At 57.5% G+C, this 21,949-nt stretch carries 22 protein-coding genes and 1 pseudogene; 12 read left to right on the top strand and 11 right to left on the bottom strand.

The features are described 5' to 3' along the window. The first annotated feature begins 21 nt into the window (after window positions 1–21). Window positions 22–1,110, top strand: coding sequence for an alkene reductase (locus tag B9Z42_RS07135; protein ID WP_100132646.1), 1,089 nt, complete (start codon window positions 22–24; stop codon window positions 1,108–1,110). Between the two features lie 214 nt (window positions 1,111–1,324). Here B9Z42_RS07135 and B9Z42_RS07130 read toward each other — a convergent pair whose 3' ends face one another. Next, the gene (locus tag B9Z42_RS07130) at window positions 1,325–2,074 is read right to left on the bottom strand and encodes an endonuclease NucS domain-containing protein (protein WP_100132645.1); all 750 of its coding nucleotides are present in this window, start codon (window positions 2,072–2,074) and stop codon (window positions 1,325–1,327) included. A gap of 295 nt (window positions 2,075–2,369) precedes the next feature. After that, window positions 2,370–2,777 carry a DNA-binding protein gene (locus tag B9Z42_RS07120; protein WP_100132644.1) on the bottom strand — a complete coding sequence of 136 codons (408 nt, stop codon included), beginning with the start codon at window positions 2,775–2,777 and terminating at the stop codon, window positions 2,370–2,372. Window positions 2,778–2,896: 119 nt separating this feature from the next. On the opposite strand from B9Z42_RS07120, the gene B9Z42_RS07115 reads away from it, so the two are divergent. Together B9Z42_RS07115 and B9Z42_RS07110 are read left to right on the top strand one after the other, a co-directional pair. Next, entirely contained in the window at window positions 2,897–5,044 is a 2,148-nt protein-coding gene (locus B9Z42_RS07115; RefSeq protein WP_100132643.1) for a site-specific DNA-methyltransferase, read from the top strand. After that, the gene (locus tag B9Z42_RS07110; RefSeq protein WP_100132642.1) at window positions 5,041–8,034 is read left to right on the top strand and encodes a DEAD/DEAH box helicase family protein; all 2,994 of its coding nucleotides are present in this window, start codon (window positions 5,041–5,043) and stop codon (window positions 8,032–8,034) included. The genes B9Z42_RS07115 and B9Z42_RS07110 overlap by 4 nt, the downstream gene beginning before the upstream one ends. Window positions 8,035–8,044: 10 nt before the next feature. Here B9Z42_RS07110 and B9Z42_RS07105 read toward each other — a convergent pair whose 3' ends face one another. From B9Z42_RS07105 to B9Z42_RS07085, 5 genes are all read right to left on the bottom strand, one after another. Then, window positions 8,045–8,326 (bottom strand): type II toxin-antitoxin system RelE/ParE family toxin, encoded by a 282-nt coding sequence (locus tag B9Z42_RS07105; RefSeq protein WP_100132641.1) that lies wholly within the window; start codon window positions 8,324–8,326, stop codon window positions 8,045–8,047. Beyond that, entirely contained in the window at window positions 8,323–8,565 is a 243-nt protein-coding gene (locus B9Z42_RS07100) for a ParD-like family protein (RefSeq protein ID WP_100132640.1), read from the bottom strand. The genes B9Z42_RS07105 and B9Z42_RS07100 overlap by 4 nt, the downstream gene beginning before the upstream one ends. A gap of 133 nt (window positions 8,566–8,698) precedes the next feature. Beyond that, window positions 8,699–9,352, bottom strand: a complete 654-nt coding sequence (gene plsY / locus B9Z42_RS07095) for a glycerol-3-phosphate 1-O-acyltransferase PlsY (RefSeq protein ID WP_100132639.1) — start codon at window positions 9,350–9,352, stop codon at window positions 8,699–8,701. 12 nt (window positions 9,353–9,364) lie between these two features. Further along, a complete protein-coding gene (locus B9Z42_RS07090) occupies window positions 9,365–10,441 on the bottom strand; it encodes an aldo/keto reductase (RefSeq protein ID WP_100132638.1) in 1,077 nt (358 codons plus the stop codon). A 42-nt stretch (window positions 10,442–10,483) separates the two neighbouring features. Beyond that, window positions 10,484–12,259 carry an acyl-CoA synthetase gene (locus B9Z42_RS07085; protein WP_369806850.1) on the bottom strand — a complete coding sequence of 592 codons (1,776 nt, stop codon included), beginning with the start codon at window positions 12,257–12,259 and terminating at the stop codon, window positions 10,484–10,486. Between the two features lie 25 nt (window positions 12,260–12,284). On the opposite strand from B9Z42_RS07085, the gene B9Z42_RS07080 reads away from it, so the two are divergent. Together B9Z42_RS07080 and B9Z42_RS07075 are read left to right on the top strand one after the other, a co-directional pair. Continuing rightward, a complete protein-coding gene (locus tag B9Z42_RS07080; protein WP_100132637.1) occupies window positions 12,285–13,187 on the top strand; it encodes an alpha/beta fold hydrolase in 903 nt (300 codons plus the stop codon). A 66-nt stretch (window positions 13,188–13,253) separates the two neighbouring features. Continuing rightward, window positions 13,254–13,972 (top strand): annotated as a pseudogene (locus tag B9Z42_RS07075) (Crp/Fnr family transcriptional regulator). A gap of 111 nt (window positions 13,973–14,083) precedes the next feature. Here the strand turns inward: B9Z42_RS07075 and B9Z42_RS07070 are convergent. Then, window positions 14,084–14,467, bottom strand: a complete 384-nt coding sequence (locus tag B9Z42_RS07070) for a hypothetical protein (RefSeq protein ID WP_143474051.1) — start codon at window positions 14,465–14,467, stop codon at window positions 14,084–14,086. An 8-nt stretch (window positions 14,468–14,475) separates the two neighbouring features. Next, window positions 14,476–14,805: a hypothetical protein gene (locus tag B9Z42_RS07065; RefSeq protein ID WP_100132635.1), complete on the bottom strand. Its 330-nt coding sequence runs from the start codon at window positions 14,803–14,805 to the stop codon at window positions 14,476–14,478. 178 nt (window positions 14,806–14,983) lie between these two features. On the opposite strand from B9Z42_RS07065, the gene B9Z42_RS07060 reads away from it, so the two are divergent. Then, window positions 14,984–15,208, top strand: a complete 225-nt coding sequence (locus tag B9Z42_RS07060) for a glycine zipper 2TM domain-containing protein (RefSeq protein WP_100132634.1) — start codon at window positions 14,984–14,986, stop codon at window positions 15,206–15,208. Window positions 15,209–15,272: 64 nt separating this feature from the next. Here the strand turns inward: B9Z42_RS07060 and B9Z42_RS07055 are convergent, their stop codons facing one another. Next, window positions 15,273–15,587: a BON domain-containing protein gene (locus B9Z42_RS07055; RefSeq protein WP_100132633.1), complete on the bottom strand. Its 315-nt coding sequence runs from the start codon at window positions 15,585–15,587 to the stop codon at window positions 15,273–15,275. A 210-nt stretch (window positions 15,588–15,797) separates the two neighbouring features. Between B9Z42_RS07055 and B9Z42_RS07050 the strand changes: the two genes are divergently transcribed. The 3 genes from B9Z42_RS07050 (at window position 15,798) to B9Z42_RS07040 (ending at window position 19,658) form a co-directional block, all read left to right on the top strand. Then, complete coding sequence (locus tag B9Z42_RS07050) at window positions 15,798–17,975, top strand: Ig-like domain-containing protein (protein ID WP_100132632.1); 2,178 nt, start codon at window positions 15,798–15,800, stop codon at window positions 17,973–17,975. Window positions 17,976–18,009: 34 nt separating this feature from the next. Beyond that, on the top strand, window positions 18,010–19,218 hold the full coding sequence (locus B9Z42_RS07045) for an OmpA family protein (RefSeq protein WP_100132631.1): 1,209 nt from the start codon (window positions 18,010–18,012) through the stop codon (window positions 19,216–19,218). A 98-nt stretch (window positions 19,219–19,316) separates the two neighbouring features. Beyond that, the gene (locus tag B9Z42_RS07040; RefSeq protein WP_100132630.1) at window positions 19,317–19,658 is read left to right on the top strand and encodes a MarR family winged helix-turn-helix transcriptional regulator; all 342 of its coding nucleotides are present in this window, start codon (window positions 19,317–19,319) and stop codon (window positions 19,656–19,658) included. Between the two features lie 47 nt (window positions 19,659–19,705). Here the strand turns inward: B9Z42_RS07040 and B9Z42_RS07035 are convergent, their stop codons facing one another. After that, a complete protein-coding gene (locus B9Z42_RS07035; RefSeq protein WP_199172000.1) occupies window positions 19,706–19,969 on the bottom strand; it encodes a hypothetical protein in 264 nt (87 codons plus the stop codon). Between the two features lie 189 nt (window positions 19,970–20,158). On the opposite strand from B9Z42_RS07035, the gene B9Z42_RS07030 reads away from it, so the two are divergent. The 3 genes from B9Z42_RS07030 to B9Z42_RS07020 all read left to right on the top strand — a co-directional run bounded on the left by B9Z42_RS07030 (window position 20,159) and on the right by B9Z42_RS07020 (window position 21,938). Beyond that, window positions 20,159–20,686 (top strand): outer membrane beta-barrel protein, encoded by a 528-nt coding sequence (locus tag B9Z42_RS07030; protein WP_158235920.1) that lies wholly within the window; start codon window positions 20,159–20,161, stop codon window positions 20,684–20,686. Window positions 20,687–20,738: 52 nt separating this feature from the next. Then, complete coding sequence (locus tag B9Z42_RS07025; RefSeq protein WP_143474049.1) at window positions 20,739–21,326, top strand: hypothetical protein; 588 nt, start codon at window positions 20,739–20,741, stop codon at window positions 21,324–21,326. Between the two features lie 87 nt (window positions 21,327–21,413). Further along, window positions 21,414–21,938 carry a hypothetical protein gene (locus B9Z42_RS07020; RefSeq protein ID WP_100132627.1) on the top strand — a complete coding sequence of 175 codons (525 nt, stop codon included), beginning with the start codon at window positions 21,414–21,416 and terminating at the stop codon, window positions 21,936–21,938. Window positions 21,939–21,949 lie beyond the last annotated feature (11 nt).

The following is a 21,949-nucleotide window of genomic DNA, read 5'->3' as shown; positions in this document are numbered from 1 at the left end:
CGTATTTAGGAATTTCGACCGATGACCGCTGACACCTTGAAACTCTTTCAACCCACCCGCATCGGCGACATTGAGGTAGCCAACCGCTTGGTCATGGCGCCCTTGACGCGCTGCCGAGCCGACGAAGCGGCGGGCGACATTCCCGGCAGCGACATCAACATTGAGTACTACCGCCAACGCAGCAACGCGGGCCTGATCATCAGCGAGGGCACACAGGTGTCGCCGCAGGGCAAAGGCTACATGGCCACGCCCGGCATTTACTCGGACGAACAGGTGGCAGGCTGGAAGCCCATCACCCAAGCCGTGCACGACGCAGGCTCCAAAATCGTGGCGCAAATTTGGCATGTAGGCCGCATTAGCCATCCTGAATTGACTGGCGGCGCACAGCCCATCGCGCCCTCGGCCGTACAACCCAAAATTGCCGCCTACACCCGCAACGGAAAAATAGATGCGCCCGTGCCCCATGCCTTGAGCGTGGCAGAAATTCAAGAGGTGGTGAACCAATACCGCCGCGGCGCAGCCAACGCCATGCGTGCCGGTTTTGACGGCGTAGAAATTCACGGCGCCAACGGCTATTTGGTCGACCAGTTTCTGCGCGATGGGGCCAACCACCGCACCGACCTGTACGGAGGCTCGGTAGAAAACCGCTGCCGCTTTGCACTCGAAGTGGTCGATGCGTGTGTGGCCGAAATCGGCGCAGGCCGCGTGGGCATTCGCCTCTCGCCTGTCAGCCCTGCCAACGACTCGTCCGACAGCCACCCCCAAGCCGTGTTTGGCCATTTGGTGGAAGAACTCAACAAACGCGGCATTGCCTTCATTCACTTCGTCGAAGGCTCCACTGGTGGCCCACGCGACGTACCGGGCTTTGACTACGCAGGCGCGCGCCAAGCCTTCAAAGGCACCTACATTGCCAACAACGGCTACACCCGCGACATGGCCATTGACGCCATAGCCTCAGGCCGTGCCGACGCAATCGCCTTTGGCCGCCCCTACATCGCCAACCCCGACTTGGTGCAACGCCTGAAACTCAACGCACCCCTGAATGCGGCCGTGCCCAAAACGTTTTATGCGCCTGGGGCTGTGGGGTATACGGATTACCCAGCCTTGTAAATCGACCAGGTTTGACTCAAACAAAAGGGCCTCACGCGTGAGGCCCTTTTGCATTTTTTAGCGCCTAGCCGGTCACATCCATCTGCCGCCATGTGCATCTGGCCTGAACACTTTGCTGTTTTGGCATATGGATTTACTGGGTTATGTTCGATGATGACGGGATGCGGGTTTGGTGGGGGTATGGGCGGTTGGGGTGAGTAGGCGTTGAGTTTAGTTAGACGTCATTGGAATTTTCGACACGCTTCACAGATACGGACAGCGAATATTCAAATAACGAAACTGCGCTAAGTTCGGAACATGCAAGGACTAGATCGGTACTGATCTCTTTGGCAATAATCACGCCCCTAACGGCCTGGCTAGGCTCTGCTTGATTCTTTTTGATCCAGCCCATGTATCGAAGTAGTTGACCCACGACTCGGTCGTAGCCCTTTGATACTTTGAGCTCAATTACGACGTAGCCGCCGCTTGCATCTACCGCCAGGATATCAATGAAACGGCCGCCAACCGGAAACTCAACACCGGTAATTCCTTCCTCGGAATACAGTTTGAGAGACGGTTCGATAATGTGAAGGTTCCTTGCGAGGTAGTCTCTCAGATCGTGTTCATACGCGAATTCGTTAGATGATTGAACCGTCACTTCAACCTGATCTTCTTCGACAGGTGTTAATGAAGAAATGGGTACCGGGTCGACACCAGGTTCATACAGCCGAAACTGCGAACTGTTCAGTTTGAAGAAGCGATCATCCGAACCATCTGCCTTCGGGCTGTATTGCATTCGGGTCGGGATGTTCGTAGACAAACGGATAAGGAGTGCCGCAACAGTGCCTTGCTTGACGTTCGGGTAGTGCTCCTGGAACCACTGCACTGCTTGCTCGCGGGTGAAGGCTACCCCGGGTGTAAGGCCCATCGAGCCGATCATGTCTTGCATGAGTAAGCGGACCGGTTTTTCATTGAGGGTTGCCAAGTGGGAATCTCCTTTTACGACGACTAACGTTCAAGTTAACCGGCGCGCGGAGGTGGGACACCTTGGCCCGGTTAGCGAAAATATACCGCGTACTGCTACCCGGGCCAAGGTGGCTTGCCAACCCCGACTTGGTTCAACGCCTGAAACTCAACGCACCGCTGAATGCGGCCGTACCTAAAACGTTTTATGCGCCTGGGGCGGTGGGGTACACGGATTACCCAGCCTTGTAAATCGACTAGGTTTGACTCAAAAAAAGGGCCTCACGCGTGAGGCCCTTTTTGCATTTGGTAAAACACTATGTCTTCGGTGTTTCTGAATGCACCTTGGAAAACGTCAAGATCACTTCTCGGATCAGTTTGCGTTGTGGCACTGGCAACTTGAGAAACGCCTCAAAAATATCTCGGTCTTGGTAGCCGATACCACTGTCCCAACGCGCCTTGCGCGTTTCAACTTTCCGATGAATTTCGTCACCGTAATTCAGGCGCTCAGGCGGAACCGCCAGCCACGCAGCTAAAACCAATAATTTGTCATGCGTGGGCAACGTTTCACCGCGCAGCCAACGGCGTACGCCGTGCAACGTCATGGGTTTGCCCCAGTAACGGGTATTGAACTCGCGTTCCAGCACGGCAGGCTTAGGCTCGTAGCCCGCAGCCTGCATTGCCTCACGTAACCGGTTCGCAAACATAGTCTTTGCGTTTTCCATGTGGTTACGCTATCCGCCACCGCTAGCCGTCAAGTGACAGAATTAAATAGTTACGTAATTAACGTAACTTATGATTACGTTTTAGTTTCTGCTGTTTCAGAGACAACAACGAAGTCAACATGCCCAAGTCCCTCCTCGAACAACTCCCCGACATCGTGGCCAACGGCCGCAAACAAGCTGAAAAAATCCTGGAAGGCATCGAGAGCCGCCACCGTGTGGGGCTACAGACCCGTGAAGTGGTGCTGCCAGCCCGTGACACCGCAGCGCAAGACTGGGTCACCCAGCAAAACAGGACCAGCCAGCGCGAGGTGTTTGCACCGGGGCAAGCCAGCCTGATCGAAAACCCACAAGCCACGTTGGGTGCCGCGCCCGAAGCGCCTTGGGCCAATCGGCTGATTTATGGCGACAACTTGCTGGCCATGGCCGCCTTGCTTGCGGGTGACGAGAACACGCCCAGCCTGCGCGGCAAGGTGGACCTGATCTACATCGACCCGCCTTTTGACTCTAAGGCCGACTACCGCACCAAGGTCACACTGCCGGGTATGGAGATCGAGCAAAAGCCCACGGTGATCGAGCAATTCGCCTATTCAGACACCTGGAGCGATGGCACTGCCTCTTACCTTGCGATGATCACGCCGCGCCTGATCTTGATGCGTGAACTGCTGGCCGATACCGGGTCCATCTACGTGCATCTGGACTGGCATGTGGGGCATTACGTGAAGTTGGTCTTGGATGAAGTGTTTGGCAAAGACAATTTTACGAATGAGATTATTTGGAAACGCTCTGAAGCGCACTCAGACGCGAGTGCTTTCGGTGCGGTACATGACGTGATTTTTTTCTATAAAAAAACACGCAACAATATTTGGAATAGGCAGTACACGCCATACACAAGTGAGTACATAGAACGTCAATTTAAATATATAGAGCAGGAATCTGGGCGGCGCTATCGATCCGCTGACTTATCGGCTTCAGGACTATCAGGTGGCGGGTACATATATGAATGGAACGGTATTACGCGTTCTTGGCGTTGTCCGATTCAAACAATGGAACGCTACAAGTCAGAAGGACGCTTGGATTACACGGGTAAGGGACTTGTTCGATACAAGTACTACTTGGATGAAATGCCAGGCTTGGCAATCCAATCCGTATGGACTGACATTGGAAAAATTCACCATCTAGCAGATGAGCGAATCAGCTACCAAACTCAAAAGCCCGAAGAGTTACTGGAACGCATCGTGCGATCATCCTCTAACGAGGGCTCACTTGTAGCAGACTTCAATGGAGGCTCAGGCACCACAGCCGCTGTCGCCGAAAAGCTCGGCCGCCGCTGGATCACAACCGATCTCGGCAAACCTGCCTGCATGATCATGCGCAAACGCCTTATCGACCAAGAGGCCAAACCGTTCCTTTACCAAGCCATCGGCGACTACCAAGTCGAAGCAGCAAAAGCACATCTGGGCCGGGATTTCCGCATTGGCGATTTGTCGCAGATCGTCCTCTCGCTGTACGGTGCCCTGCCCTTGCCTCCCGATGTGAACCCGCAGCGCAACCTCGGGCAAATTGCGGGCATGGCTCTCGGCGCTGGCCGGGGCAGCAAAACCTTGGTACTGGCCGACTCGCCCAACAAGCTCACCGGCATGGCCACACTCAAAAAGGCCATCGCGCAGCGCGACAACCTCATGGGCGGCTGGGACCGCGTGGTGGTGCTGGGCTGGAACTTTGAGCCCTCGATTGGAGAAACCATCACCGCGCTCAACGACAGCCGCCTCGAAGTGCTGGTGATCCCACCCGACCTGATGGACCGCCTCAAGAAAAAAGGCGGCATCGACAAGCTGCGTGGTCAAGTGCGGTTCTCGTCGCTGCAATACCTGACCATCGAGCCGATCACACGCCAAGTGTCAGCCAATGCAGGCGATGAACCCTCGACCGAAACACTCACGGTCAAGCTCAAAAATTATGTGCTGCTCTCGCCCGAGGCGATCAATCTGGACGACGCAAACCGCCAAGCCTTGCAGCAAGTGGCCAACAAGGAGCCGCTGGCCCTGATCGAGTATTGGGCGGTGGACCCGGACTACGACGGCAAGGTGTTCCGCTCCGTCTGGCAAGACTACCGGGGCAACACCGCCAACGATGCCGATGTGCTGCGCGTGGTCACGCAGGCGCAAGTGACCGTCGCCGCCAAAACAGGTGCCCGCAAAGTGTGCGTGCGCGTGGTCGATGTGTTTGGCTTTGAAGCCGAAGTGGTCTCCACCGTGGAGGCCGCATGAGTACAGCAGCTCACAAAGCCGATGACCAACTGGCCCTGGCCGCAGGCCTGACCGCCAAAACCAATCAGCTTTGCCTGGGCCTCGAATCGGGTGCAGCAGACATTCTGAAACTGGTTACGCCCACCACCGCCGATTTGCTGGCCTGGTGGTTTGGCGAAGACATGGTGATGGCCCGGGGTGGGAGCATCACACGTGGTGGAGGTCTGAACTTCCACGCCGGACAAAAGCAAGCCATCTTGAACGCCATCGTGGCGCACGAGGTGCTCGGCGCTGGCCTTGACCGCTGGACGCTGCTGGACTTGTACCGCGCCGCCGCGCCCGATGCGTTGCTGACGGGCACGCGACTGAATGAGGTGTCTGCCGACAAACACGGCCACCCTAAGTACTGCCTGAAGATGGCCACGGGCACAGGCAAGACCTGGGTGCTGCAAGCGCTGATGATCTGGCAGCTGCTCAACAAAACTGCCGCGCTGGCCGAAGGCATTGACGACCCACGTTTTACCCGCCAGTTCATGGTGGTGGCGCCTGGTCTGATTGTTTATGAGCGCTTGCTCGATGCGTTTTGCGGCAAGCTCATTGCGGGTGGCAATGGCTCGCGTGACTTCGTCAGCTCGGACATGGCCAAGTTTGCCGACCTGTTCATCCCCGAGGCACATCGCGAGTCGGTATTTGCCTTTGTGCGAGGGAATGTGTGCAGCAAGAACGACATTGGCCTCAAAGCCACGGGCAACGGCATGATCGCCATCACCAACTGGCACCTGCTGTCAGACGGTGGCGATGTGACCGAAGACATCGAAGAAGTCGAAGCCTTGGGAGCACCGATGGACCCGCAAGATGTGGTGGCGCAGGTGCTGCCGCTGACGCCAGGACGCGCCACGGGCAACAGCCTGGACGTGCTGGACCGCCGGTATGCACGCGGCAATGTGCTGGAGTTTTTGGCGCAGCTGCCCGAGCTGATGGTGTTCAACGACGAAGCGCACCACATTCACGAGTTCAAGCGCGAAGGCGAGACCACCGAAGTGGAATGGCAAAAAAGTCTGAGTCGCATCGCTCAGACCAAGGGTCGCCGCTTTGTGCAGGTGGACTTTTCGGCCACACCCTACAACGACGTGGGCTCGGGCAAGAACAAACGCAAGGTTTACTTTCCGCACATCGTGACCGACTTTGACCTGAAAAGCGCCATGCGTGCCGGGCTAGTCAAGTCGCTGGTGCTGGACCGCCGCAAAGAAATCGGCGCATTGCCGCTGGAGTTCAAAGCCGAGCGCGATGAATCGGGTAACCCCGCCCTGAGCGAAGGCCAGCGCGTGATGCTGCGGGCAGGCTTGGCCAAGCTGCGCAAGCTCGAAAAAGACTTTGCCGCCATTGACCCGCACCGTCACCCCAAGATGCTGGTGGTCTGCGAAGACACCACCGTGTCACCGCTGGTGGCCGAGTTCTTGCGCGACCAAGAAGGCCTGAGCGAAGACGAGGTGATGACCATCGACTCGGGCAAAAAGGCTGAGCTGGGCGAAAAAGACTGGGCTCCTGTGCGCGAGCGCCTGTTCAGCGTGGACCACCACGCCACCCCGCGTGTAATCGTGAGCGTGTTGATGCTGCGCGAGGGCTTTGACGTGAACAACATCTGCGTCATCGTGCCGCTGCGCTCCAGCCAGGCGCAGATTCTGCTGGAGCAAACCATCGGGCGCGGCCTGCGCCTGATGTGGCGCGACGCCGAATACAACGACATCAAACGCGAAAACCGCGAACTGATCGAAGCCAGCAAAGAACCTGGCAGCTTGCTCGATGTGCTGTCCATCGTGGAACACCCGGCGTTTCAGTCTTTCTATGACGATCTGATCAACGAAGGACTGGCTGGCACCACAGGCGATGACGACGGTGACGGCAGCTCAGCCACGGGTGACGTGATCGCAGCAGAACTGCGCGAAGGCTTTGAAGCCTTTGACTTCGGCATCCCGTTCATCCTGCAAGAAGCCGATGAACTGCGCGACCACAACCAGATCGACGTGACCGCCCTACCCGCCTTCACGGCCATGACATCGGAGCAGCTCAAGGGCATGCTGGGTAAGGGTGACACCTTTATCTCTCAAGACCTGCAAAGTTCCACGCTGTTTGGTGATTACCGGGTGGACGGCGCAATCATGAACGTGAGCGGCTACAACGATTACCTGTCGCGCTTGACGCGGCGCATCAGCCAGGCGCTGAGCGAGCCACTGCCCAAGGGCAACAAGATCGCCACGCACCTGGCCAAGCCCTATCTGCAAGTGAACACCGCCGAACTGACGGGTTGGATCGACGACTTCGTCTGGACGCAACTGTTTGCAGGCACCTTCAACCCGCTGGAAGATGAGAACTGGCGCTTGCTGCTTTTGCAGCCTGTGGTAGATCACATCACCAAGGTGTTTGCAGTCGGCCTGCTCGAATCGGAAGAAAAGCACACCACGGGCCAGACCGAAGTGCATCTGCGCTATTTGAGCGAAGTACCCAAGCTCATGGTGCGCGAGAGTGCATCGCTGGAAGTGTCCAAGTGCATCTACACCCGACTGGGCTGGCCCAGCCGCAGCGGCGGACTAGAAAAGTCGTTCATCCATTGGGCACAAGCTGACACGCAGGTGCTGGCGTTTTGCAAGATCAGCGAAAACCGCCACACCTTTGCCCGCCTGCGCTACGTGAAAGAGGACGGCCTGCCCGCCTTCTATTCACCCGACTTTCTGGTGCACACCCCAGGCGCGGTGTACTTGGTCGAAACCAAAGGCCAGGAACAAACCATCCACCCCAATGTGAAACGCAAACTGAAAGCCGCGTTGGCCTGGTGTGATCGCATCAACACCCTCACCGAAGAACAACGCGGCGGGCCACCTTGGCATTACGTGTTGCTGGGTGAGTCAGTGGTGTATGAGTGGCAAGGCAAAGGCGCCCGTTTGGCGGAGCTTCTGGACTATGCGCGGTTAAGGCCCATGGCCAGCGCCTCGCTGCAACAAGCGCTCATTTAAAAATCAAAACTCAGCGCTTCAAATCCCTGTAAAAATTTTCGTGCGGACCCATGGCTTCTAGGTAAATCAGGCGCACGGTGTCTTCTCGGGTGTAGCCCAGCAGGTACAGCTGGCCTTGGCTGCGAAACTTGTAGACCCACAGTTGTGCCAAGTCGCCTTTTTTGCGCTCGCCCACGTCGGGGTTGTCGGCCACGGCCCCCACGGCGGCATCCGTGTCGGCAATCAGACTGACTTGGGTCAGCTTTTTGTAAACGCGGGCAAAGCGCCGCGTTTGCAGCACTTGCCAGCTCATGCTGGCAGCGTGTTGGCGGTACTGCGAGGAACAAAGGGCGTGCTGTCCTCTCGTGGCTCGCCTAGGCTCATCAGGCTTTCGGCAATGAACGATGCAGGCAAATCGGGGTTGTCCAGCGCGGCGCGGCCCACTTTGGCCCAGAACTCGACCTGCCCCTGCACGGTGCGAAATTCTGCCTTGGCAGCCACACGGGCTGCGCCAACCAAAGACTCATCGATGCGCATGGAAACGGTTGACATGGTGTGCCTTTCAGGATTTACCACAATTGTAGACAGTCACACAGATTCCCACAAGCAAACGCACCTCTAAAAAGAAAAAGGGCCTCACGCGTGAGGCCCTTTTTCTTGCAATGCAACAGCAGATGCCGTTGACTTAAGAGGCGTCTTCTGACGCCGCCTTCTTCGCCCCAATCCGCGTCTCCTGCCCCGCGACCAAACGGGCGATGTTGTCTTTGTGGCGCATCAGCAGCAAGGCACTCATGGCGACGACAGCCAATAACTCGGCGTCGCTGGTGGCCCAAGCCACTGTGTCGCCCAGCCAGTAGTAAGCAGGGGCAAAGACCGAGGCGGCCAAGGCGGCGAGCGAGGAATAGCGGAAGAAAACGGCAACGATCAGCCATGTGCCCATGGTGGCTGCGCCCAAGACGGGTTCCACGCCAAACAACACACCTGCAGCCGTGGCAACGCCTTTGCCGCCTTTGAAGCCAAAGAACACAGGCCACAAATGACCGATGAAGGCCGAGATGGCCACCAAGGCCACAGCGCGGTCGTCCAAGCCAAAGTCGGGGCCGTAAAGCTTGACCAGCAAAACAGGGAAGTAGCCTTTGAGGGCATCAAACAACAAGGTGGCGATGGCGGCTTTTTTGTTGCCCGAGCGCAGCACGTTGGTGGCGCCTGGGTTTTGGCTGCCGTAGGTGCGAGGGTCGTCCAAGCCCATCACGCGGCTCACGATGACCGCGAACGACAAAGAGCCCACCAAGTACGCGCCCACCACGAGCAGCAACACGGTTGAAGAATCAGAAAACATAAACAACCTCAATCACAGCGCGGGGTCGCGCACGTCCCAACGGATGGCGTCAATGGCGGCCAAGACCTCGGGCGACAGCGTAGTGCCCCACGCGTCCAAGTCGGCATCCAATTGCGCCACCGAGGTGACGCCAATGATGGTGCTGGCCACTTGCCACTTGGTGTAACAAAACGCCAAGGCCATTTGCGTGGGCGTCATGCCGTTGTCGCGAGCCAAGGTGTTGTAGCGGCGAGCTGCGGCCAAGGCTTCGGGGCGGCCCCAGCGTTGCTTGCGCATACTCTCGTAAGCGGACATGCGGCCACCTTGTGCGCCTTGGGGTGCGGTGGGGCCGTCAATGCCGCCTTCGTCGTATTTACCGGTCAACAGGCCAAAGGCCAAGGGCGAATAAGCCAGCAAGGCCACGTTCAAGCGGTGACAGGTTTCGTCGAGTGCGTTTTCATAGGTGCGGTTGAGCAGGCAATACGGGTTTTGCACGGTCTGCACGCGGGGCAAGCCGTGTTGCTCGGCCAAGCGCACAAACTCATGCACGCCATAAGGCGTCTCGTTGGACAAGCCCACGTAGCGCACCTTGCCGGCTTTGACCAACTGGGCCAAGGCGTCGAGTTGCTCGTGAATGGAGGTAACCGATTTTTCTTTGCTGGGGTCGTAATAGGCCATGCCAAACGCTGGCACATGGCGTTCGGGCCAGTGAATTTGGTAGAGGTCGATGACGTCGGTTTGCAAGCGGCGCAGACTGGCATCGCAGGCAGCCAAGATGTCTTGGCCGTTCATGCCGCTGTTTTCGCGAATCCAAGGCATGCCGCGTGAGGGGCCTGCGACTTTGGTGGCGAGCACCAATTTTTCGCGGGCGCCTGGGTTTTTGGCCAACCAGTTGCCAATGATGGTCTCGGTGGCGCCGCAGGTCTCGGCTTTGGCGGGCACGGCGTACATCTCGGCGGTGTCGATGAAGTTCACGCCACGCGCCAGCGAACGGTCGAGGATGGCGTGGGCGTCGGCTTCTTTCACTTGTTCACCAAAGGTCATGGTGCCCAAGCAAATGGGGGTCACGCGCAAGTCGCTGGTGCCCAGCTGAACGAGGGGGAAAGTCATGGGAACAACTCCAACAAAGGGGGTTTTCAAAAGCTGACAAGTCTAAAGCTTGGCGCGGGCCTCTTCTTGCAGGCGCAAGACACGGCGTTGCACCTTGCCGGTGGTGGTCATGGGCAGCTCTGGTGTGAACTCAATTTCTTTGGGGTACTCATAGGGCGCCAGCTGGCCGCGCACATGGTTTTGAAGTTCTTGCACCAAGGCGTCGGAGGCTTCAAAACCCACCGCCAACACCACGTAAGCTTTGACCAAGGCACCGCGTTCGCGGTCGGGCTTGGGAACCACGGCGGCGTTGGCCACAGCGGGGTGTTTGACCAAGCAGTTTTCGATCTCGCTGGGGCCAATGCGGTAACCGGCTGACTTGAACACGTCGTCCGCACGGCCTTGGTACCAAAGATAGCCGTCGGCATCGCGGGTGGCGATGTCGCCGGTGCGGCACCAGTCGCCCGTGTACTTCTTGTCGGTGGACGCTGGGTTTTTCCAATAGCCCAAAAAGAAAATGGGGTCGGGCTGGCCATGTTGGTTGAATCGGTGCAAGGCCACGTCGCCGGGCACGCCCACGGCACATTCTTGGCCGTGGTCGTCGATCACCGCCACGCGGTGGCCGGGATAGCCTTTGCCCATGCTGCCGGGCTTGGCGGGCCAGCCAATGCCGTCGCGTGGTTGGCCGTTCATGGCGCAGTTGCCCACGATGTAGTTGATCTCGGTTTGGCCAAACATCTCGTTTACCGTAACGCCCAGCTGCGATTGGCAATAACCAAACACCGCGTCGCCCACGGCCTCACCGGCACTCATGAGGGCTTGCAGCTTGAGCTTGAACTGAGCGCTGGGCGCGGGGAACGCCTTCATCATGGCTTTGAGCGCGGTGGGGAACAAAAAGGTGTGTGTGACCCCGTGCTGCTGCATGAGGGTGAAGGCGAGTTCGGGGCTGAAGCGCCCGTTCCACGCCACGATGGGGCGGCCAAAGTAAAGCGTGGGCAGCAAGGCATCCATCAAGCCGCCGGTCCACGCCCAATCGGCGGGGGACCAAAACACGGCTTGGCTCTCGCCTGCAGGGGCGGTCGACGCTGCATCGCTTGAAAAACCAAACCAGTTTTGGCTGCACACAAAGCCCGTGAGGTTGCCGATCAAGGCACGGTGCGGAATGAGCGCCCCCTTGGGTGGCCCCGTGGTGCCACTGGTGTAGATCAACACCGCCGCTTCGTCGGCCTTGGTTTGCACCGCCGTGAATTGGCGCTGTTGATCAGCGATGGCGCTGGCGTAGTCCACCTCCACGCGCAACATGTCGTCGGCATGTTCTAAATCAATACCAATCACGTCACGCAAGGCGGGGCACTGCTCGCGCACCGCCCAGAGGTTGCCCACCGACGAGGCGTCGACGATGGCGGCCACGGCCTCGCTGTCTTGCAAGCGGTATTCCAAGGCGTCGGGGCCAAACAACAGCGACAAGGGCATGGCCACAGCGCCCATTTGCAGCACCGCCATGTAGGCCACGGCTGTCTCAAAGCGTTGGGGCAACACGATGGCCACGCGGTCACCGCGCTGCACGCCCTGAGCAACCAACACATGGCTGAGGGCATCAGCGGCCTGCTGCAACTCGGCATAGCTGAAGGTCAGCGGCGCAGCGCTCTGCGCACCTGCAGTCGCAGCTTGGTGCGCCACGATGGCCACGCGCTGCGCCGCATCGGGCAAGGCGGCCCAACGACGGCTGCACAACTCGGCCATGTTGACGTGCTCGGGTACAGCCCAGCCGAAGCCTTGCTGCATGGCGTTGTAGAAATCGAGGGGCGCTAGGGTGTCATGTGTTTGACGCTGTCTCATCGGGTGCTTCCTTATGATGGAAAGAATGTACCCAATCCAAAAAGCCTCCCGCACCGAATTTGTACCTATACGACATTTGAATTACCACGTCCGCCAATGGGGCACCCCCAGCCCCGAGCGCACGCCGCTGGTGATGGTGCATGGGTGGATGGATGTGTCGGCCTCGTTCCAATTCGTCATCGACGCCATGGCCCACGACCACTGGGTGATTGCCCCCGACTGGCGCGGCTTTGGCCTGACCGAAACGCCCGGCATCGACAACTACTGGTTTCCTGACTACTTGGCCGACCTCGACCAGTTGCTCGACCACTACGTGGGCGATCGCCCTGTTAATTTGGTGGGCCACAGCATGGGCGGGCACATTGCCACCATGTACAGCGGCATTCGACCTGAGCGCATTGCACGCTTGGTCAACTTGGAGGGCTTTGGCATGCCCGCCTCACGGCCTTCACAAGCACCCGGGCGTTATGCCAAATGGATGGACGAGCTCAAAGCCATTCAGCGTGGCGAGATGGACCTCAAGCCCTATGCCAACTTAGAAGGCGTGGCCCAACGTTTGATGAAAACCAACCCGCGCTTAGGTGCAGACAAAGCACATTGGCTGGCCGAGCATTGGTCACAGGCCAATGCCCAAGGCGAATGGCGCATCTTGGGCCATGCAGCGCACAAGGTGACCAACGCCCAATTGTTCAAGGCGGACGAAGTTCAGGCCATTTACGAGCGCATCACCGCACCCACCCTGTGCGTAGTGGCGGGCACCGACAGTCTCACCCAGTGGTGGAAAGACAAATACACACTGGCCGACTTTATGGCGCGCATTGCCTCGGTGCCCCAGTTACAACATGCCGTGATTGAAGATGCTGGCCACATGTTGCACCATGATCAGCCGCAACAATTGGCCCAACTGATTGAGGACTTTGTTCGTTAGCGAACATAAGTAATGGGCCCCAAGCCCTACAGTCACCTTTGATAAATATTAAAACAAAGGTGACGTATGTCATATGACTCCAAAAGATGCCGAAACCACCTGCTCACAGCGCTCAATGATGACGTTTGGAGCCGCTGGCAACCCCAACTCGAATTGGTGGACTTGGCCCTCGGTCAAGTCTTGTACGAATCGGGCGGCAAGATGCAATATGTGTACTTTCCGGAAAGTTGCATCGTCTCACTGCTCTTTGTTTTAGAAAATGGGTCGTCGGCAGAAATTGCCGTCGTAGGCTTTGAGGGCATGGTGGGCATCTCGCTGTTCATGGGCGGCGAAACCACCCCCAGTCGGGCGGTGGTGCAAAGCGCCGGTCGTTGCTACCGGCTGCGGACACCGTTTTTAAAAGATGAGTTCAACAACTCACCGCCTGTGATTCATCTGCTGCTGCGCTTCACACAAGCGCTGATTACCCAAATGACGCAAACTGCCGTCTGCAACCGCCACCACTCCCTGGACCAGCAACTTTGCCGTTGGTTGTTGTTGAGCATGGACCGACTGACCACCTCCAACCTTGTGATGACGCAAGAGTTGATCGCCAACATGCTGGGCGTTCGCCGTGAAGGCGTGACCGAAGCGGCCGGACGTTTGCAAAAAGCCGGCTTGATCAGCTATGTGCGAGGCCACATCACGGTCACAGATCGGGTGGGGTTGGAGGCGCGCACCTGCGAGTGCTACGCCGTGGTGAAAAAGAATATGACCGCCTGCTACCGGATGTCTTGGCTATTTAGTCGCTCGCGCTAGAAGCCAGCGCAACAAGCCCCCCCACGCCGGCTCTTGCAACGCGAGCCGGATGCGCTCGCGTGACAAGGCCAAGCGCTGCTCGGGTGTCAGCGGGGTACTCATACGGAGTGCGCAGACCGTGCTTCACGCAAGGCCAACACATCCAATTTAAGTTGCTCTTGCATGATGGCAAACGCTGGGGGCGCTGCACGACTTTGTGCGGCAAGGTAAAAAGCCCAAGCGAGCGTCTCACAGACCAAAGGCAACGCCAACAAAACCCAGCTGGTCTGCGCTGCTGTGACCGGCAAAGCCGCCCACAGCATGAGTGCAACGCCCCCAAACACCAAACCTAAAACAAAGCTGATGAAGCTCAATCCATAAAGTGTGGCTTGGGTGCGCCAACGTCGGGTTAAACGACGTGTCTCGTCTAACGCCAAGTCGGTGTAGGCCTGCGCATGGTTCAGCAGCAAGCTCGGTTGCTTGACGATGAGTTTGAGCAACATCGAGAGCATCAGTGTGTGCGCGAGCGCGTCATCAAGCCCACCACCGCCACCGCAGCAGCCCCTACGCCGGCCGCGATCAGCATGGCCTTGAAGGGCTCGCGGCGAATCAGGCGCATGGCTTTCTCGCTGGCATCACGCGCCTCGTCTTCCAACACATGTTTGCCATGGCAAGCGGCCTCCATGCCTTCGTGGGCCAAGTCGCTGACGCGCTTGGAAGCGCGGTGGGCGACCCGGTCCACCATAGGCTTGGCTTCGTTGATCAGATCTTGAACCGTGTCTGAGAGTTCAGCACGCAGGGTTTCGACTTTGTCGAGAGAAGACATTTTGTGATCGGTCATGGTGAGCTTTCGAAGTTGAGGTGAAGAGACACCCCGAAAGATAGAGGGCAATTTGCGCCGCATCTGTCTGTTGACGCACACAGTGCAGCACCGCACAGACCGCAGCTTTGTTCGTCCCTAAGGTCCACCTGTTCGGTCTACACGAACAGGTCATTCACTCACCCTTAAGGAGCCTCTCATGCACACCCTTTCCTCCATTCAACGCAACGCCGCCCGCGTCATCGCCATCAGCGTGCTCATTTATCTCACCGGCTGCGCTGGCATGTCTGAACGCGAAAAATCGACTGCCATCGGCGCGGGTGCGGGGGCCATTGGCGGCTCAATCTTGACCGGTGGCAGCGCGGCTGGTGCGATCGGTGGCGCTGCCATTGGCGGCGTCATTGGCCACGAAATTAAAAAATAAAACGTAAAAAAGCCCCGCGAAATTTTCATCTCGCGGGGCACCAAGGAGAGACCTGAAACCTAGATCACGGGCGAACGATCAAATCGTTTTTGACGGCTTTCACGCCTTTGACTTTCCAAGCAATGGTTTCAGCCGTTTTCTTTTCGGTCGTGTTTTTGGCAAAGCCCGACAACATGACAGTGCCGTTCAAAGTTTCAACACTGACGGATGAGCCGTCCACGCTCTTGTCGTCAAAGAAACGACTTTTTACAGTGGTGGTGATGACGCTGTCATCGATGTAGGCGCCCATGGTTTCTTGGTCACGGGTGACGGCGCAACCTGTGCTGGCAATGACGACCAAGGCGACCAATGAGGTGAGTAAGGCATGACGAATTTTCATAAAAGTTCCTTGAGTAAGTTGGAGTCCGCGGTTTAAAAGAGTGACCTCTTTGGCGCGAATTTAGAGCGTCAAGCTGTGCGTGTCTGTGCGTTAGCCCACGCTCCTAGAAATGCACATTGAACGTTCGTTAACGAACAGACGCAGATTGCCAACTCTTTTCAAATTCGTCCATGGCCAGTGTTCAGGTGAACACACCACACGAAAGAACTTATGAAATTTCTCGACAGATTTCGTCAAACCACAGGTCGCGTTTTGACGCTGGCTTCCGTGGCTTATTTGGTCGGCTGCGGCGGTGGCCAGTCCCCCATCTTGGGCACTGCCAATTTAGGCAGTTTGCCCACGGTCACTTGGACGTCACCAGCTAACACGTCACCCATCGCCAGCAACGTGGCCATCAACACGGTGGTGTCTGCGACCTTCAGCAAACCCATGACTGAAAGCACGCTGACCACCAACAGCTTTGCATTGGATTGCGTCAACGGCGGCACTGTGGCCACCACGCTGACGTACGACGTGCCCACGCGCACCGCCACACTTCACCCGACAGCGGCCTTGGCCAGCAACACCATTTGCACAGCCACGATCAACACCGACGCCAAAGACAGCACAGGCTTGGCCTTGCTCATTCCGTATGTCTGGTCATTCAGCACCGCTGCGGCTGCGGACACCACGGCGCCCACCGTCATCGCCATCACCCCACTCAACAACGCCGGCAGCGTGACCGTGAACACCAATGTGAATGTGAGTTTCAGCGAAAGCATGGCGCCGAGCACGGTGACCGCCAGCACCATGACGCTGCGCAACACCACGCTCAACACCGCCGTGACAGGCACGGTGCTCTACGTGCCCTCCAGCAACTCAGCGGTGTTCACGCCCACTTTGCCCACGCCGTTGGCGAACAACACGCTCTACACCGTGACGCTCAGCACCGCAATGACAGACTTGGCTGGCAACCCGCTCGCCAGCACCTTCACCAGCACGTTCACCACGGCTGCGCTGCCCGACACCACACGCCCCACCGTGACTGTGAATTTCCCAGCCGATGCAGCCACAGGCGTGGCCAACAACACAGCCATCAGCGCCACCTTCAGTGAAGACATGACGGCCAGCAGCATCGACGCCAGCAGCTTCACCTTGACCAACATGGCCACCAGCACAGCCGTCACCGGCACGGTGGGCTTCACGCCTAGCAGCCGCACGGCCACGTTCACCCCCACGTCACCCAACACATTGGCGAACAACACCCTGTTCACAGCCACGATCACGACATTAGCGAAAGACTTGGCCAACAACACCTTGGCCACCGACTTTGTGTGGACCTTCACCACCAGCAACACCGGTGACACAACCGCACCGACCGTCACCTTGGTCAGTCCGTTGAATGGCGCGACAGGTGTGTGTTTGACCAAGAGCGTGACCGCCACTTTCAGCGAAGCCATGGCGCCGGCCTCCATCAGCGCCAGTAACTTCACCCTGACCAACGCCAGCGTGTTGGTGCCCGGCACGGTGACGTATGACGCGCCCAGCAAAGTGGCCACCTTTGTGCCCACCAACCCCACCGGTTTTGCACCCAGCACCAACTTGGTCGCCACTGTCACCACGGGCGTCACAGACTTGGCCGCCAACCCCATGGCCAGCGCCTTCACTTGGAACTTCACCACGGGCACTCAGGCCTGCTTGGCACCCGTGAATTTACGCACCATCGCCGCCTTCGGCAGCTTTGGTGGTGGCGCGGGCGTGACCAACCAAGGGGTGAACACCGTGGTCAATGGCCACTTGGGCACCACCGCCGTGTGTACGGCCATCACCGGCTTTCATGATGCTGTGAACGTCTTCACAGAAACCACGTTGAACATCGGCTTGGTCAATGGCAGTGTCTATTGCAACGCACCATTCCCTGGCACTACGGCCACGATGGCGATTGCGACACAAGGCGCCGCCGATGCGCTGCAGGCTTACACCGACTTGGCCACGCTCACGCCCGTGCTTTACAGCAGCGGCTCATTGGCCGGCGCCACGCTCGCCCCTGGCTTGTACTCAGCGCCTGGTGGTTCGTTTGACATCACGACGGGTGACTTGACGCTGGATGCATTGGGCGACCCCAACGCCGTGTGGGTATTCCAAATGAGCTCGTCGCTGACGATTGGCCAGGTCGCCACGCCACGCCACGTGTATTTGCTCAATGGCGCACAAGCCAAGAATGTGTTTTGGCAAGTGGGCAGTGCCGCACGCATTGAAAACGGCAGCGTGATGGTGGGCACCATCCTCGCCTCAGCCGGCGTGACGATCTCCACCGCCGGACAAACCCAACAAACCACCCTCACAGGCCGCGCCATCGGTCTGAATGCCTCCGTGACGATGGTCAACACCACCGTCGTTGCCCCTTGATCCCTCTTGTTTTATCAACCCTAGAAAGAAACGTATGAAAAAATTCCAACTGAAACCACTTCGGGCCTTGTGCCTGTTGAGTCTCGCCGGCCTGAGCACTTTCAGTGCCCTCACCGCCCACGCGCAAGCCGAAGGCCATTACTACGGGGGTATTGGCATGGGCCAAGCCCGCTCCAAAATTGATGTGGACCGCATCAACGCCAACTTGCTCAGCGCCAACCCCAGCATGACAACGACCAGCATGACGCGCGATGAGAGCGATGCGGCCTACAAAGTCTTTGGTGGCTACCAATTCAGCCCCTACTGGGGTGTGGAAGCGGGCTATTTCAACTTGGGTCAATTTGGCTTCAAGTCAACCACCAACCCAACGGGTTCGCTCGATGGCCGCATCAAGTTAGACGGTGTGAACCTTGACTTGGTGGGCACCTTGCCCATCAACAACCAACTGTCTTTGTTGGGCCGCGTGGGTGTACACAATGCACGCGCACGTGACACCTTCACAGGCACAGGCAACGTGGTGATCCTCGACCCGAACCCACAAAAAACCCAAACCAACTACAAAGCGGGCTTTGGCTTTGCGTACCAGTTCAGCCCCTCGATGGCGCTGCGCGGCGAGTTGGAGCGTTACCGCATCAACGACGCGGTGGGCAACAAAGGCGACATCAACGTGGCGTCTTTGAGCTTGGTGTTTCCGTTTGGTCGCACCCCCGAGCCCGCACCCAAAGTGGTGGAGCGCGTGGTCTATCAACAAGCGCCAACACCAGAGCCCATCATCATCGTGGCACCCCCTGCACCCGCGCCAACGCCAGTGCCAGCACCTGTGCCTGTTCCCGCGCCTAAGCCTGAGCGTTTGCGTGTGAGCTTTAACGCCGACGTGTTGTTTGGCTTTGACAACGCCAACATGCGCCTGGGTGGCAAAGAAGCGTTGAACAAGTTCACCCAAGAACTCAAAGGCGTCGAGTATGACCACATCACGGTCGAAGGCCACACCGACCGTATTGGTCAAGCGGCTTATAACGAAAAGTTGTCGCTGCAACGCGCCGAGGCTGTGAAAAATTACTTGGTCAACACCAGTGGTTTATCTGCCGCCAAGATCACAACCGTGGGCAAAGGCAGCAGCGCGCCAGCGACTGCAGAGGGTGAATGCAAAGGCATCAAAACCTCAGCCGCTGTGATCGCTTGCTTGCAGCCGGATCGTCGTGTGGACATTGACGTAACTGGCTCACGTCCAGCGGCTCGATAAGCCATCCTCGCGCAAGACAGAGAAAAACTCCGGCGACGCTCCGTCTTGCGCTTTTGAGCCTTCGAGGGTTCCGTATCTTTTGCGTTTTGAAAGTCAGTATGTCGCATCAAAACTCGTACCTTCAATTTTTATCGCTTTGCAAATTTCCGCACACCGATAACCTGCCCCCCAACATCACACCCGACGGCCAAGCGCTCTTGGGCATCATTGCGGTTGCCAACGCCGAAGGACATCCTTTGACGGTCATGCAAACCATGGCACTGCAGCACCTGGCCAGTCCAGCCACTATCCATCGCCGTGTCGATACCTTGCGCGAAAGCTTGTTGATCGACATGGTGTTTCACAAGGGAGACCGTCGCACCAAATACTTGGTCACCACCCCATTGGCTGACCGTTACTTTGAGCGCATGGGCGAACTCATGCGTCTGGTTTTTGCATAAAAAAAGCCGCCAACCTTTCAGTTGGCGGCTTCCTTTTAAGCAACAGCTTAAGCGTGAGCTTTCACAGCTGACATGCTTTTCTTCTGTGCTTCTTTCACATGATCACTGGCATGTGCTGTGTGGGTTTTAGCCGTCTCCACATGTTGCAAGGCAGCTTTGTGGTCGCCTGCACTGATCAACTTGGCGGCTTCCTTGTGGGACTTCGCTGCAAGCTCCAAATGCTCAGCGGCTTGCACATGGTGCTGATGCTCTGTGCTCGCGGTAGCGGTGTCGTGCTTGATGTCGTGCTTGGGGGTGTCTTGGAGTGTCATAGTGGCTTTCAAAAAATGAATAAAGATCGAACCGCACGTCATGCATAACGTGTCGGCTGATTGTTCAAAGTTAAAACCGATGCGTCTGTCTGCTGACGTACACATTAAAAAAAGTGTGCCTACGTGTGGCAGCACACAGACGCCACACCCACAAAGATGGACCATCAAGACTCTTTTAAAGGACCTTGTATGAAAACCACTTATTTCGTTGCTCTCACTCTTTTGGCTTCACTGATGGGCACTGGCGCACAAGCGCAAAGTCGCTCCAACGCTGACGTGGGTTATTACGGTGAAATTGCTTATTCACCCCTCGAAGTGGGCGACAGCGCTGCCAGCACTTCCAAGCCGAAAGCTGCACGCTTCATCATTGGTAAAGACTTGAGCCCCACGTTGGCGGTGGAAGGCATGTACACCACCACGATGTCCAAAGACGACCGCGGCGCTTTCAACGCCACGGTCAGCAATTACGGCATTCACATCAAACCCAAAATGGCCTTGACGCAAGACACTTTGGTGTTTGCACGCTTGGGTGTGACACGCTCAGACATCACCGCATCGGCAGCGGGTTCGCACACAGGCACCGATTTGTCGTATGGCGTTGGCGTGCAAACCAACTTCACCAAAACCGTCTACGGCCAACTGGACTACATGAACTACTTTGACAAAGACAACATCTCTGCCAAAGGCTTTGCGTTGTCGGTTGGTTCACGCTTCTAAGTCGAGCAATCCCTCAAACAAGGGCGCATTGCATCGCAATGCGCTTTTTTTTATGCCCAAACGTCACCCTCTCTCCCGCGCGATGACGCGACTCGCCTTGCTGGCTACCTGCTCGGGACTCGCCGCCTGTACCAGTCTGTTGCCGCAAGCGCGCACCGAATCGCCCACGTTTCAAACCTTTGACGAGGCACGCACCGCCATTGAGAGCTTGGTGCCGATGCAAAGCCACGCCGCAGAGGTGTCGGCCTTGAAGCTCGGTCCAGCCTATCAACCCAACACCACGATCTTGTCCTACCCCGATATCGTGCGGCGCGTGGTGAATGGCACCGTCTTGACCAAAGCCGATTTGGGGCCTGGCATCCTGATGTGCATCAATGCGCGTGACGCCTGTCATGGCTGGGAGGTGAGCATCTCCAAAATCAGCAAAGCCCGCACAGGAGGCTTCTTGGCTGACTTCACCAACTTCCGGCGTCGCTCCGAAACCACAGGCTGGCGCTTCAATGCCTTGATTTTGTTGGTCGATGAGACGGTGGTGTACCGCTCTTGGGGCGGGCAACCCGAAGTTCGCGAGGTAGACGTGCAGCACAACCCCCTCGGCCCCCTACAAGACATAGGGCCAGCAGCGATGACACGGCGTTGACATCAACCTGACCTAAAATTGACTACTTTTGATCCAAAACTAGGTTTTTGAATGCGTTGTAAATTAACAAGCCATCTGCTTATTTGGATGGCTTTTTTAGGGGCAATCACTGTAGCCCACGCTCAGACAGGTGAATTATCGAGCGACGCACACCGCTGGCAGCCCTGCCCCAGTGCCTTGAAGGCGGACGACACACCGGACACCCCCCATGCCAAACCCTGGCAATTGATGCTTTCGCCCTATGCCAAGCATTGGAGTGACAACCCAGAACACCGCCCTGTGCGCTTGATTGGCCTAGAGCGCCAAGACGCCAGCGGGCGTTTTTGCGGCCTCGCCTTTTTCACCAACTCCTTTGGTCAACCCTCGCTGTACGGCTTTGTGGGTCAACGCTGGACGGGTGTGCTGGGCAACCCAGACGTGTTCGTCAAGGTTTCTGGTGGCCTGATTTATGGCTACAAAGGGGCTTACAAAGACAAGATCCCGTTCAACAACTTCGGCATTGCGCCCGCCATCATTCCATCGTTGGGCTATCGCTTCTCGGGGGACCATGCGGTGCAAGCGTCGTTGCTTGGGAAAGCAGGCTTTTTGCTGGCGTACAGCCACGACTTCTGAACGTGAGAAAA

Origin of the sequence: Limnohabitans sp. B9-3, from assembly GCF_002778325.1 — a bacterium.
GTDB lineage: Bacteria > Pseudomonadota > Gammaproteobacteria > Burkholderiales > Burkholderiaceae_C > Limnohabitans > Limnohabitans kasalickyi.
Note: the sequence above shows the minus strand (reverse complement) of the source record. Positions and strands in the feature narration are given on the sequence as shown.